Source organism: Commensalibacter melissae (assembly GCF_009734185.1).
Taxonomy (GTDB): Bacteria; Pseudomonadota; Alphaproteobacteria; order Acetobacterales; family Acetobacteraceae; genus Commensalibacter; species Commensalibacter melissae.
The window spans coordinates 245,001-259,168 of the sequence record NZ_CP046393.1; the positions used below are offsets into that span (position 1 = coordinate 245,001).

Sequence of the window (14,168 nt, forward strand, 5' to 3'; positions counted from 1 at the left end):
TGTCTGAACATGGGGGGACCTCCCTCCAAGCCTAAATACTCCCTGGTGACCGATAGTGAACAAGTACCGTGAGGGAAAGGTGAAAAGCACCCCGACAAGGGGAGTGAAAGAGACCTGAAACCAAATGCTTACAAACAGCTGGAGCCTCTTATGGGGTGACAGCGTACCTTTTGTATAATGGGTCAGCGAGTTTCTGTTAGCAGCAAGCTTAAGCCGATAGGTGTAGGCGCAGCGAAAGCGAGTCTGAACAGGGCGTCAGTTGCTGGCAGAAGACCCGAAACCAAGTGATCTAGCCATGGCCAGGTTGAAGGTGCGGTAACACGCACTGGAGGACCGAACCCACGCCTGTTGAAAAAGTCGGGGATGAGCTGTGGCTAGGGGTGAAAGGCCAATCAAACTTGGAAATAGCTGGTTCTCCGCGAAATCTATTGAGGTAGAGCGTTATGTATTACCTTGGGGGGTAGAGCACTGGATGGGCTCGGGGGTCCCAAAGACCTACCAAACCTAACCAAACTCCGAATACCCAAGAGTATGAGCATAGCAGACAGACAGTGGGTGCTAAGGTCCATTGTCGAGAGGGAAACAGCCCAGACCACCAGCTAAGGCCCCCAAATGATAACTAAGTGGGAAAGGATGTGGGGATTCCAAAACAACCAGGAGGTTGGCTTAGAAGCAGCCATCCTTTAAAGAAAGCGTAATAGCTCACTGGTCTAAACAAGAAACCCTGCGCCGAAGATGTAACGGGGCTCAAGTTATCTGCCGAAGCTGTGGATGTATATCACATGATATATGTGGTAGCGGAGCGTTCTGTAGGTCTGTGAAGGAGACGGGGCGACCCTCTCTGGAGATATCAGAAGTGCGAATGCTGACATGAGTAGCGACAAACAGTGCGAGAAACACTGTCGCCGAAAGTCCAAGGGTTCCTGCGCCAGGTTAATCCACGCAGGGTTAGTCGGCCCCTAAGGCGAGGGCGAAAGCCGTAGTCGATGGAAATCAGGTTAATATTCCTGAACCTGCTAGAAGTGACGAATATGATATGTTGTCAGGTCTTATTGGATTGGCCTGGCTTTTGGAGTATTCCGGGAAATAGCTCTAGCGAATAGACCGTACCCGAAACCGACACAGGTGGACTGGTAGAGAATACCAAGGCGCTTGAGAGAACGATGCTGAAGGAACTAGGCAAAATGCTTGCGTAACTTCGGAAGAAGCAAGACCGGATTTTGGGCAACCATGATCAGGTGGCACAGAGCAGGGGGTAGCGACTGTTTAGTAAAAACACAGGGCTCTGCAAAGTCGAAAGACGACGTATAGGGTCTGACGCCTGCCCGGTGCCGGAAGGTTAAGAGGAGGTGTGCAAGCACTGAATTGAAGCCCCGGTAAACGGCGGCCGTAACTATAACGGTCCTAAGGTAGCGAAATTCCTTGTCGGGTAAGTTCCGACCTGCACGAATGGCGTAACGACTTCCCCGCTGTCTCCAGCATCGGCTCAGCGAAATTGAACTCCCCGTGAAGATGCGGGGTATCCGCGGTCAGACGGAAAGACCCTATGAACCTTTACTGCAACTTTGTAGTGGCATCAGGAAAACGCTGTGTAGGATAGGTGGGAGGCTTTGAAGCATGGGCGCCAGTCTGTGTGGAGCCATCCTTGAAATACCACCCTGAGTTTTTTTGATGTCTAACCAGATCCAGTTAGCCTGGATTGGGACCCTGCATGGTGGGCAGTTTGACTGGGGCGGTCGCCTCCCAAAAAGTAACGGAGGCGCGCGATGGTGGGCTCAAGCCGGTCGGACATCGGCTGTTGAGTGCAATGGCATAAGCCCGCCTGACTGCGAGAGTGACAGCTCGAGCAGAGACGAAAGTCGGCCATAGTGATCCGGTGGTTCCACGTGGAAGGGCCATCGCTCAACGGATAAAAGGTACTCTAGGGATAACAGGCTGATCTCCCCCAAGAGTCCACATCGACGGGGAGGTTTGGCACCTCGATGTCGGCTCATCACATCCTGGGGCTGGAGCAGGTCCCAAGGGTTCGGCTGTTCGCCGATTAAAGTGGTACGTGAGCTGGGTTTAGAACGTCGTGAGACAGTTCGGTCCCTATCTGCCGTGGATGTCGAGACTTGAGAGGATTTGCCCCTAGTACGAGAGGACCGGGGTGAACATACCTCTGGTGTACCAGTTGTTGCGCCAGCAGCACCGCTGGGTAGCTAAGTATGGACAGGATAATCGCTGAAAGCATCTAAGCGAGAAACCCCCCTCAAAACCAGGTCTCATTACGGGCCGTGATAGACCATCACGTCAATAGGTCGGGTGTGGAAGTGCAGAAATGCATGCAGCTAACCGATACTAATAGCCCTTGCACTTACTTGATATAACACATATACACTCATATCGGTCATGTTATGCGGTACTGTATGAAACAGGCCGAAATATCCGCTCTTAACCAACCAATCACATACCAATACAACCCTGCAGGGTATATTGGATGACCTGGTGGCAATGGCGGGGTATGAACCACCCGATCCCATCCCGAACTCGGCCGTGAAAAACCCCAGCGCCCATGATACTATGTCTTAAGGCATGGGAAAGTCGGTCGCCGCCAGGTCTTCCAATATACCCCCATGCAATCCCTTGCAATATTCGACAAAAAACTTTCAGTTCCCGCTGAAACATGCACCGCGAGGGAGCGTAGCCTCCAAGTCTGGTCACCACTTGTCATCCTGACATAAGTCCTGGCAGATCACCATACGCCTTGAATACCGTCAGAAAAAGGCATCCTTGTTATACTAGTGCGGGGTGGAGCAGCCCGGTAGCTCGTCAGGCTCATAACCTGAAGGTCAGAGGTTCAAATCCTCTCCCCGCTCCCAATAACTTCCACTCAAAATCGCTATATCATCACGGACAATATCCTGTCGATCCCGTGTTGAGACGCATCATCCTTGTTGCCGATCCTGCTTCCGCGGGCCAGTGGATGAACCCATGTGGTCTGTTGCCTTTGAAAGCAAAAAAAGCCTTTTATCCATGAAACCGTGAAAAAATGCGTCCTGTATGGCAATCTTGGCAAACAACATGGCCACTGGGCAGTCTTTATTCCGAGGCTGGCGTATCACTTGAAAATATCATGAATTGATGCAAACATAAACTTGCAAAACCAACATGAAATCCAGCGCCAAACCCCTCCCATCCCCTCATGCAAAAAATGAATAAACCACTTGTGAATATCGCATGCCCACCTCTCATATAACGTAAAAAACAAAATAAATATCATAACTTAATAAATGTTTATTTAGATGTTAAAAAGGCGCCTTGAGCCCTAAGACTTAGCTGTTTTTTTTGAAGTGTACTTAGTAAGCTTTGACGTGTTCTTGAGATATGCTTTTCAATAAGTGATATCGTTTTTTGTATTTTTCCTTTTTTTAAGGCAATCACTATTTGACGATGTTCATCCCATCCCGTGTGATCATATTTATTTTCAAGCCAGCGGGCTCGTCTTAATCTCATCATTGCATTTTCAGTGCCTTGAATAATAAATTCATTTTCTGACAGTTTTGCAATCCATATGTGAAAATCATGGTCAATTTGATCAAGCTGTTCATGAGTTGAGGTTGGTGAAATTGAATTCAGTAGATTTTCAACTTTTGAAATATTTTTATCTATAACTATTTGTGTTGTTTCTTGAATAGCGGCAACCTCAAGTATTTTACGATAAATGCACACTTGAGAAATTTCTTCTAGATTAATCGGGGATACAATCCAACCGGATTTTTTGTGAATAACCAGTCCCTCACTAGCAAGTTTAAATAATGCGGTTCGAATGGAGGTTCTAGAAATTCCAATGAACCCTACAATATCACGTTCTGTTATACGTTCACCCGGTGCTATTTCCATATTCAGAATAAGATTTCTTAATTTTATTTCAGCATGCTGAGCTTGAGTAAGGGTTTCGTTCATAAATTTGTTTCTTATTATTGATTATATGATAGGATCATTTTGGTATACCAAATTGGTATACCAATAAAAGACAATTTTATGGTGGATTTATCATGTCCTCAACAATTGAAACAGATCAAGATGAGTCATATTGGGTTCGCAATCTTTTTGTTTGTTTATTTGGATCATTTACAACCTTTCTTGCAATGACATTAATGTTGCCTTTTTTACCGATCTATGTTCAGCAGTTGGGAGTCAAAGATCATGCAAGTATAGCTCAATGGTCAGGAATAGCCTATAGCGCAACATATTTTATAGCAGGAATGATTGCGCCATTCTGGGGATATCTGGGGGATCGTTATGGTCGTAAACCAATGCTTCTTAGGGCGAGTCTAGGTATGGCCGTGACAATGGCATTGATGGGATGTGCGACAAATATTTGGCAATTGGTTGGATTACGATTGCTTGCGGGTTTTGCTGGAGGATATTCTTCAGGTGCAACAATCATGATTGCTGCCCAAGCTCCCAAGGATCATTCTGCTTGGGCACTTGGACTGCTTTCATCCGGTATCATGGCAGGAAATCTGATTGGTCCGCTGATTGGGGGGATATTGCCATCTTTAATAGGAATCCGTATTACGTTCATAGGGGCAGGATGTTTAATTTTCATTACGTTTCTTGTTACATTGGGTTTTATTCGAGAATCTTCAAGGTTGGTTATTCATGAAAAAACCGTTAAAGGAAATTGGTCCGATATTCCCAATAAAAGATTGATTTTCATAATGCTGGTTACGGGCATGTTACTAATGATTGCCAATATGTCTATCGAACCAATTATAACCTTATATGTTCATCAACTGGCTGTTGAGCAATCCAGAATAACTTTCTTTGCAGGTTTGATTATGTCGGCTGGTGCTTTTGGGAGTATCTTGTCTGCTTCATGGCTTGGTCATTTAGCGGATAAAATAGGTCATGCACGGATTATTATCTGGACCTTAATTATTGCCGGGATATTGCTTGTTCCTCAAGCCTATGTCACGTCAGTCTGGCAACTTATCGTATTACGTTTTTTTATGGGATTGGCCCTTGGTGGTTTAATGCCCTGCATTATAACAATCATTCGACATCAAGTTCCAAATCATTTAGTGGGAACTGTATTGGGTTATACTATTTCCGTACAATATGTTGGTCAGGTTATCGGTCCATTGGCTGGCGGGTTTGTCAGTGGTTATATGGGTATGTATTTCGTATTTCTCGCAACAAGTGTTCTATTGCTGATTGGTGCCATAGGCAATTGGTTTGCGCTAAAAATATTGGATTATAAATATTAATATTATATTAAAAAGGCTAATTTAATGGTTTATTTAAAAATGAATAAAGAAAAACAGCTTTTCTATTTATGGATTTTCAAGATTTTATATTAAATAATTTTATATCTTTTTCAGTCGCTGGACAGATTACGGCACTGGATTATAAATTAACTGTTTTAAAAGCTGCTTGTGTCAATAGTGATTCTGCAAACACATAATTTTCTGACAGATAATTTTTTTTCAAAAATTTGGTTCTGTTATATATAATGATGAATTACTAAGTCAGCTTTCATAATACTACTGATACGTCTTCCCGATAAATTAAATTAAAACATTTTTCTTTCATGGGTCTAGATAGTAGGTTCTATTTTTATTCATAAAATCTTCTGTTACTTTTGATTCCTTTGCAAAAAACATTCTTATAAACGAAATTCAGGTTTTGATCCTATATCTGTTTTTTTTGCAAATAAAAGGTTGATTAATTCAAAAATATGTCTCATTAACAGTATCCTTTGCATAAGGCAAAGTAAATCTGTTGATAACAATGATATGTGATATTAATTTGTAAAAAATATTTTCTTAATAAAAAAAATATTTTCTTAATAAAAAAAATAGTTTCTTAATAAAAATGTTTTGTTACTATAAATTCTATAAATAATGTTCTCAAAATTGTTTGTAAAATTTATTTAGATAATAAAGGCAGGCATATGAATGAGTTAGCACCGCACCAAGCTCAGTTATCTCTTTGGCGAGTTATTATCATCGGGATAGCTTACATGACTCCCATGACTGTTTTTGACACATTTGGTATCGTATCAGGTGTAACGAATGGTCGTGTTCCTATGGCTTATTTATTGGCATTGGGTGCCATCATGTTGACTGCTTTTAGTTACAGTCGACTCGCTGTTATTTTTCCTAAATCAGGCTCTGCTTATAGTTATACCAATCAAGTTTGCGGTAAAATTAGTGGTTTTATTGTCGGGTGGGGAACCCTGCTTGATTATCTCTTATTGCCAATGATTAATAGTTTACTTTCAGGAATTTATCTCAAAGCTTTATTCCCTGATATTCCCGCGTGGATGTTAATCATTCTTTATACGGCATTAGTTACGTTTATTAATTGTCGAAATATTAAATTTCTTGCCAATCTTAATGCCTTGTTCGTTGGTATTCCTTTAATTTTGATGGTTTATTTCATCTATTTGGTTATTCATGCCTTGGTCTTTAAATATGATGTATCGCACGTAATGACGTTAAAACCTTTGATGAATGGGGACAATTCTTTTATTCCCTTGGTAAGTGGTGCTGCTATTTTATGTTTTTCTTTTTTGGGATTTGATGCTGTAACCACGCTTGCAAATGAAACTTTTGATGCCAGAAAAAATATACCGCGGGCGATTATTGCTACGGTTTTAACGGGTGGTATTATCTTTTTTGTATCGGCATGGTTTATCCAGCTTTATTATCCGAATAATAGCCCTTTCAAAGATCCTATTGAGGCAATGCCTGAAATTGTTTTGTACGTGGGGGGGAAATTGTTTCAATCGATCTTTTTATTAGCTATCTTGATTAATACTTTCGCTTCGGCTCTGGCATCGCATGCTAGTGCAGCACGCTTAATTTATATTATGGGGATTGATGGGGTTATTCCATGGAAAAAATTGCAATATATTCATCCTCACTATCGCTCTCCTATTGTTTGTGTGCTGTTGGTGGGAATTCTTTCTTTAAATGCTATTTTCTTTCGGTTAGATACAGCCGTCTCATTAATTAGTTTTGGTGCGATGGTAGCTTTTAGTGCGGTTAATATTTCTGTGTTTATATGGTTTGTATGTTATAAAAAAGAGTTTTCAACGCTTAAACAAATTTTAAAAAATATTATCTGTCCTTCTTTGGGAATGTTCTCCGTAATTGTGATGTGGACTAATTTAAAAGAAGACGCACTTTTATTGGGAGGCTTTTGGACCGCTTTAGGAATAACCTATATTTTATACTGTAAAGTTCGTAAACGGCCTTTATTTAAAAGGCATGATTTGTCGTTAACGTCTGGAGCAGATATTCATGTAGCTAAATCAACATTATAAGTGTGGTCGGATGAGAATGATGAATACAGAACAAAAACTTGAAAAACCTATTTTAACAGAAGATGTTACCTTTAGAAAAACGGATGAAGGTCCTAAACAGGAAGAATGGAATTGGGTTGATTCGCGACAAGTACAAGATGAGGATGTATTAGCTAGACCCGCCAATTATTATGAGGCGACTTTATCCCCATGGAAAACATTTCCAGCCTTAGAACATGATTGTGAATGTGATGTGGTAGTGGTTGGTGGCGGATTGCTTGGGGCTTCAACGGCTTTACATTTGTCAGAATCTGGGGTTGAAACAATCCTTCTTGAAAAAAATAAGGTGGGGTCAGCTGCTTCGGGAAGAAATGGCGGACAATTGACGCCTGGATTGGCACGATGGGAAGCAGAATCTATTATTGAGAATTTCGATTATGACGAAGCTTGTCGTTTGTGGAAATTTACATCCATTGAATCGTTTGATCTTATTCAAGAAATAACAGAACATTATGCCTTGGATTTGGATATGCGTCGTGGGCATTTAACCGCGGCGATTCATCCTGGTCATATCAATGCTTTGACGGTTGGGGCAGATGCACGTCGATATTTAGGTGATGATAGTGTTCGCATTTTAGGGCCTTATGAAATTCGTGATCATATCAATTCAGAACTTTATTATGGTGGTGCTTTGGATAAGATTGGAGGGCAAATTCATTCTTTAGGTTTAACGCGTGGTTTGATTTATGGTTTTGTTAAAAATGGTGGGCATGTTTATGAGGATAGTGAAGTTCTAAAAATAGAAACTGTATCAGAAGGGGTATCTATTGAAACGGCACAGGGTAAAATTCTTGCTAAAAAAGGCGTGGTATTAGCCGTTCACCATACGACCTTTCAATTATTATCAGATGTTAATTCAACCATTCCTTTTTATACTTATGTTGGTGTTACTAATCCGATTGAGGGGGGGAGTAAAACATTGCTTCCGACACAAATGGCTGTTTATGATACGCAGCTACAAATAGATTATTATCGCCCGGTCCGTAAAGAGCGTATCTTATTTGGAGGGCAAGGAACAGGAATGCGATGGAATTCTGATAAAGTTGTTGATTATTTAATGTCACGAATTAAGACTATTTTTCCTCAACGTGATGATATTCATTTAGAATTAGCGTGGAGTGGAACAACTGATTTAACCCTAAATGGGGCGGTAGATTGTCGTAAATTAGGAGAAAAAGCGCCTATTTATGCGGTTCATGGATGGAGTGGTCATGGGATTGCCCAAACGGTCCGTATAGGCAAAGCGATACGAGATGATTTCTTAAAATTAAATGATGATTTTGAAATGCTGGCCTCTATCGAGCACCGTTCAATTTTAATGGGGAGACAACTTGCACCTGTTGCAATTCCTTTAGCCAAGTCGCTGTTGGGACTTGGAAATAAAATTACACCCGGTAAAATGATTTCTTTCTGATAAAATTGCTCGTCATTATTATTTATTTATTGAATTTTGACGAGCTTTTTATAAAAGAAATAGAAATGTTATTTTTTAAAAATAGGTTTGAGTTTTACGATAAAATCCCAGCACATAATTAAAGCGCCTATAGAAAAGAAAATATCCCCTATTATACGTAACCATTGCCAAAATGTTTTGGTGTCATAAAAGCTTAAGCTTCTGGCGTAAGTTAATCCGTGTTCGTAAACAGCGTTGAGTTGGGGCCAGCCGACAGGGAAAAAGGTTAATGTAGTCCATAGGACAAGTGTGATATTATAGAGGAATAAGGCAATATATCCCCATTTTTCTATAAATGGATATTTGTCACTAGCAATATATCTTAAACAGAAATAAATCATTCCCAGTCCTAAAAGACCAAAGGCTCCAAAAAGAGAGGTGTGGGCATGATTCAAGGTTAAAAACGTCCCATGTTCATAATAATTAACAAGTGGTGCATTTAATACACCCCCACCAAAGACACCCGCACCAATAAAATTCCATACTGCAGCAGCAATAATATACATATATCCCAATTTATACTGGAAAGTCTGATGGGCTGTAATGATTTTATATTCGTCAATAGATTCGATAACCAATAGAATTAGGGGTAAAACCTCGATAAATGAGAACATGCTTCCCATGGGGATCCAAATGGATGGTTCACCGGCCCAATACATATGGTGACCTGTGCCAATGACCCCACCAATAAAGATTAGGATAAGTTCAAAATAAACTGTCCGCTCAGCAAAACAACGGGAAATCAATCCTATCCCCATCAAAAGATAGGCGGTAACACATGCCGTGAAGAATTCAAATGATTCCTCAACCCAAAGATGAACGACCCACCATCTCCAGAAGTCGTCCATGGTATAGGACTTGCCTATTTCAAACATAGGGATCATGCCAAATACGTATAAAACGGCAATATTTAGAGTCGATAACCAGAATAAATGTTCAAGACGTATATTTCCAATACGGAATGATTTAAAGGCTCTTTGCCAGTGACGTTTATCGGGCCAGAAGGAGCGGAATACTAAATAACTCCAAAACAAAAGAGCGGCAAAAAAAGCATATTGCCAACCTCTGCCTAATTCCAGATAGGAATTGCCCTGGTTGCCGAACCAAAACCATAAATGAGGCAGGTAACCCATGATGCCCAGATAGTTGCCAATGACAATACCCGCAATAACTATCACTGATGCATAAAATAAAAGATCAACAAGTATATTCTGATATTTTGCTTCTTTTCCACTGATAATTGGCCCTAAAAACAGAGCTGAACCAATCCAGGAAAATGCAATCCATACAATCGGGGTTTGCAAATGAATACTTCGTAGAAAATTAAAAGGTAAATATTTTCCTATTTCAAATCCGTAAAAACTTGTCCGTTCAGAATAATAATGGGCCATTAATCCACCCATTAGAAGCTGGACGAGGAAAATAGTGGCAACAAATAAAAAATATTTACCGATTTTTTTCTGGCTTGGGGTCAGATTCTTAAATCCGTCGATAACCTGGTCAATCGCCTCCCTATCTTCACCAGATAGCCAGATACGATTGATCATGATCACGGCACCAAAGCCTGCAAAGGCAAAACAGAATCCAGCCCATGTCCAGGTAAAGGTTTGGCTGGTAGGTTGGTTTCCTGCAATGGGTTCATAAGGCCAATTTTGTGTCCAGGATATGGTGCTGTTGGGGCGATGGCCTACGGATGTGAGGGCTGTATAGATAATAAATTCAGAAGTACTTTTGGCATCCGCCTGATTTAATGTATGAGCCCGCGAGTAACCGGCCTTGAAATTATCCTGTACTAATTCTTGAGATAAATTTTTTCTGACATCGACGATTGCCTGACTAAACGCAGTAGGAAAACGTAAAGATTTCTGTGTAAGATCAACGTTATGTAACATTATTTGCATTTTCCTTTGAATAAGGAATTGTTGATCTGAAGTTAATAAATGAAAAGACTGATGAAATTTTTCTTGGGCTAGATATTCTCGAATTGCTTTGGCAAGATCCACGAGAGTTTTGGCAGTATAATCGGGTCCAAACATGGATCCCATACCGTATAATCCACCGTAATCAATCAGATCGGCTTTTTGAAAACCTTGTTTTCCAAGAAAAACATCTTTGTCTGTGAATAAAACCTGATCTTGTGATGAAATGAATTGAACTGGAATAGGTGGGCTTTGCTGATAGGTGAATAATGTTGCCCATCCCATAAATAAAAAACATAGAAAGGCTGAAATTAAAAGTAGCCATTTCAATTTTCTGTTAACAGGGTTCCTGTTAAGCTTTGTAAGTATTTCTGATGTTAGAGTACTGATAACACCATCTTGATAATTACTTTTCATAGACTTATCGATTCAGTATTTTTAAATATATTTATTTGAAATAAAAGGATTCTTAATATTTAAGTAAAAGATTTATTTCAAATACATCTTATATAACGTTTAATATGAAAAGGCAATAAAGATGTATTTTAATTACATCTTTTTAATTTTTACGAATTAATAATAAAAATGGCGAATAAGTTTGATTGTAATTGAAAAAATGTTAAAAGATATTAATTGATTAGTAATAATGTTAATATATATAGAAAATTGATTTTCAATTATAAAAAAGAATTTATAACGAACTTAAATTAATATTTTAATTATTTTTTAATTATTTTATTCAAAAAAGATGCAAGATTTTTCTCTTTAAAAAGATATCCTGCAATATTTGCATTTTCTGCAGCCTGTAAATCAGTCGATTTATCACCAATCAAAAAAGAATGCTGACGATCAATGAATAAATCATGAATTGCATGTTCAATCATTCCTGGATGCGGTTTACGATCAGGGTGATCCTGTCGATACTTTTTAATCTTGGCTTCTGGATGGTAGGGACAATAATAAAAGGCATCAATAGCGGTATTATATTTTTTTAGTTTTTCTTGAATATAGCGATGAAAGTTCTGGACATCCCGTTCTGTGAAAAAACCGCGTGCAACCCCAGATTGATTGGTTACTACGACGGTAAGGAAACCGAGTTTCTTGGCTTGACAAATAGCTTCTTCAACCCCTTCAACCAAAATTAAATCTTCCAGACGATAAGGATAATTCGTATCGATATTGATAACACCATCCCGGTCAAAAAAGATTGCAGGTTTTATAAATTTTGATAAAAAACGGGACATTCGAGAATATTTTCTATTTCATTGATGATTGTTAAATAAAATAATTAATTCGTTTTGACCGGTTATGAAACAGAAATCAATTTAAAAGTTTTCTTATCACGTTTAAAGATTTATGATGATTTCAAATAAAGAAAGCGGTTGATTGTAAGATATAATAATAATTTATTAAAAAAATCATGTATAAAATTGCTTTTACAGAATAGTGAACTAATTCAATAGGAATTAATTTTAATCATAATTTATTTTAATTTTTTCATGCAAGGGTTAACGGATGCCTCAATATCGTTCATACATTTCTACTCATGGTCGTAATATGGCTGGTGCACGTGCTTTATGGCGTGCAACTGGAATGAAAGATGATGATTTTCATAAACCAATTATTGCTGTGGTTAATTCTTTTACCCAATTTGTTCCTGGCCATGTTCATTTAAAAGATTTGGGCCAGATGGTTGCAAAAGAAATTGAAAATGCCGGTGGCGTAGCAAAAGAATTTAACACAATTGCGATTGATGACGGAATTGCGATGGGGCATGATGGAATGCTATATTCCTTACCGAGTCGAGAGATTATTGCTGATTCAGTAGAATATATGGTGAATGCGCATTGTGCAGATGCAATGGTTTGTATTTCGAATTGTGATAAGATAACTCCTGGGATGCTAATGGCTGCAATGCGTTTGAACATCCCTGCTGTTTTTGTGTCCGGTGGTCCAATGGAAGCGGGTAAAAGTCATCTGGCTAATCATAAACTGGATCTGATTGATGCGATGATTGCCGCCGGTGATGATAATGTTCAAGATAGTCAGGTAACGGAATATGAGCGAAACGCCTGCCCAACCTGTGGTTCCTGTTCTGGTATGTTTACGGCCAATTCCATGAATTGTCTAACCGAGGTTTTGGGTTTTTCCTTTCCTGGTAATGGCACTTTGTTGGCTACGCACAAAGATCGCCAGTTTTTATTCAGAAGGGCGGGCAAAAGAATTGTAGAACTTTGTAATTCTTATTATAGGGATGGTAATGATAAAATATTGCCACGTTCCATTGCAACGAAAGAGGCCTTTGAAAATGCGATGGCCCTAGATATTGCTATGGGGGGGTCAACGAATACGATTTTACATCTTTTGGCCATAGCACAAGAAGGGGAAGTTCCTTTTACATTACAGGATATTGACCGTCTATCTCGTAAAATACCACAATTATGTAAAGTGGCCCCGAATACTCAGCTCTATCATATTGAGGATGTGCATCGGGCCGGAGGTGTTTACGGAATTCTGGGTGAACTGGCTAAAGCGAATTTATTGCATCTCAACACGATCACGGTCCATTCAGATAGTTTAAAGGATGCTATTCTTCATTGGGATATTATTTCAACACATGAAAAATCTGTTTTGGATTTTTTTAAAGCCGCTCCCGGTGGTATCCCTTCTCAACAGGCCTTTAGTCAAAATCAGCGTTGGAAAACGCTGGATCAGGATCGTGTTGGCGGCTGTATCCGTGATATTGAACATGCATATTCCAAAGATGGTGGACTGGCTGTTTTGTATGGTAATTTAGCCGAAGATGGGTGTGTTGTAAAAACAGCCGGTGTTGATCAATCAATTTTGGTATTTGAAGGCAAGGCACGTGTTTTTGAAAGCCAGGATAGTGCAGTTGAAAGCATTTTATCAGACCAAATTGAACCCGGGGATATTGTTGTTATTCGTTATGAAGGACCTAAGGGAGGTCCGGGAATGCAGGAAATGCTTTATCCAACCAGTTATTTGAAATCAAAAAATCTTGGGAAACTTTGTGCGTTATTGACAGATGGACGCTTTTCAGGTGGAACATCAGGTTTATCAATTGGGCATGTATCTCCAGAGGCTGCCGACAAAGGAACAATTGGCTTGGTTAAAGACGGGGATACAATTAAGATTGATATTCCTAATCGCTCCATTCATTTGCAGGTATCGGATGATATCCTGAAACAGCGCCGAAATGAGCAGGATCAAAAGGGCTGGAAACCTGTCAGGGCAAGAGCACGAAAAGTTAGTATGGCCTTGAAATCCTATGCGATGATGGCAACCAGTGCGGACAAGGGGGCTGTTAGAAATAGAAAATTATTTGATTAATTAAAACAACTACGCTTTTAGTGGGATAATTGTTTCATTATTTTATTGAAAGCGTATTATTTCGTAAAAAAATGTGTTTTGAAAATGC

The 14,168-nt window shown here is 39.7% G+C and carries 7 protein-coding genes, 1 tRNA gene and 2 rRNA genes (1 of these 10 only partly in view); 7 read left to right on the top strand and 3 right to left on the bottom strand.

All coding sequences use genetic code 11. From position 1 onward, the window contains the following. The 3 genes from GN303_RS01045 to GN303_RS01055 form a co-directional block, all read left to right on the top strand. Positions 1-2,363: ribosomal RNA gene (locus GN303_RS01045) — 23S ribosomal RNA — on the top strand (it extends 377 nt beyond the left edge of the window). A 120-nt stretch (positions 2,364-2,483) separates the two neighbouring features. Next, a 5S ribosomal RNA gene (gene rrf / locus GN303_RS01050) occupies positions 2,484-2,599 on the top strand. Positions 2,600-2,784: 185 nt separating this feature from the next. Continuing rightward, positions 2,785-2,861, top strand: a tRNA-Met gene (locus GN303_RS01055). Between the two features lie 415 nt (positions 2,862-3,276). Here the strand turns inward: GN303_RS01055 and GN303_RS01060 are convergent. After that, complete coding sequence (locus tag GN303_RS01060; RefSeq protein ID WP_110439544.1) at positions 3,277-3,945, bottom strand: GntR family transcriptional regulator; 669 nt, start codon at positions 3,943-3,945, stop codon at positions 3,277-3,279. Between the two features lie 92 nt (positions 3,946-4,037). On the opposite strand from GN303_RS01060, the gene GN303_RS01065 reads away from it, so the two are divergent. The 3 genes from GN303_RS01065 to GN303_RS01075 all read left to right on the top strand — a co-directional run bounded on the left by GN303_RS01065 (position 4,038) and on the right by GN303_RS01075 (position 8,771). Then, positions 4,038-5,255, top strand: coding sequence for an MFS transporter (locus GN303_RS01065; RefSeq protein ID WP_110439545.1), 1,218 nt, complete (start codon positions 4,038-4,040; stop codon positions 5,253-5,255). Positions 5,256-5,941: 686 nt separating this feature from the next. Next, positions 5,942-7,318 (top strand): APC family permease, encoded by a 1,377-nt coding sequence (locus tag GN303_RS01070; protein WP_110439546.1) that lies wholly within the window; start codon positions 5,942-5,944, stop codon positions 7,316-7,318. Between the two features lie 16 nt (positions 7,319-7,334). Next, positions 7,335-8,771, top strand: coding sequence for an NAD(P)/FAD-dependent oxidoreductase (locus tag GN303_RS01075; protein ID WP_231504044.1), 1,437 nt, complete (start codon positions 7,335-7,337; stop codon positions 8,769-8,771). A 68-nt stretch (positions 8,772-8,839) separates the two neighbouring features. Here the strand turns inward: GN303_RS01075 and GN303_RS01080 are convergent, their stop codons facing one another. Together GN303_RS01080 and GN303_RS01085 are read right to left on the bottom strand one after the other, a co-directional pair. Next, positions 8,840-11,146 carry a nitric-oxide reductase large subunit gene (locus GN303_RS01080; protein ID WP_110439548.1) on the bottom strand — a complete coding sequence of 769 codons (2,307 nt, stop codon included), beginning with the start codon at positions 11,144-11,146 and terminating at the stop codon, positions 8,840-8,842. Positions 11,147-11,448: 302 nt separating this feature from the next. Beyond that, complete coding sequence (locus GN303_RS01085) at positions 11,449-11,973, bottom strand: D-glycero-alpha-D-manno-heptose-1,7-bisphosphate 7-phosphatase (RefSeq protein ID WP_197037460.1); 525 nt, start codon at positions 11,971-11,973, stop codon at positions 11,449-11,451. 271 nt (positions 11,974-12,244) lie between these two features. On the opposite strand from GN303_RS01085, the gene ilvD reads away from it, so the two are divergent. Further along, the gene (gene ilvD, locus GN303_RS01090) at positions 12,245-14,080 is read left to right on the top strand and encodes a dihydroxy-acid dehydratase (RefSeq protein WP_110439549.1); all 1,836 of its coding nucleotides are present in this window, start codon (positions 12,245-12,247) and stop codon (positions 14,078-14,080) included. Positions 14,081-14,168: the final 88 nt, after the last annotated feature.

Bases quoted from the DNA above. Each gene is read 5' to 3' on its own strand.
- GN303_RS01075 (WP_231504044.1), top strand. From the start codon at position 7,335: ATGATGAATACAGAACAAAAACTTGAAAAACCTATTTTAACAGAAGAT.
- GN303_RS01065 (WP_110439545.1), top strand. From the start codon at position 4,038: ATGTCCTCAACAATTGAAACAGATCAAGATGAGTCATATTGGGTTCGC.
- GN303_RS01080 (WP_110439548.1), bottom strand. From the start codon at position 11,146: ATGAAAAGTAATTATCAAGATGGTGTTATCAGTACTCTAACATCAGAA.
- ilvD (WP_110439549.1), top strand. From the start codon at position 12,245: ATGCCTCAATATCGTTCATACATTTCTACTCATGGTCGTAATATGGCT.
- GN303_RS01060 (WP_110439544.1), bottom strand. From the start codon at position 3,945: ATGAACGAAACCCTTACTCAAGCTCAGCATGCTGAAATAAAATTAAGA.
- GN303_RS01070 (WP_110439546.1), top strand. From the start codon at position 5,942: ATGAATGAGTTAGCACCGCACCAAGCTCAGTTATCTCTTTGGCGAGTT.
- GN303_RS01085 (WP_197037460.1), bottom strand. From the start codon at position 11,973: ATGTCCCGTTTTTTATCAAAATTTATAAAACCTGCAATCTTTTTTGAC.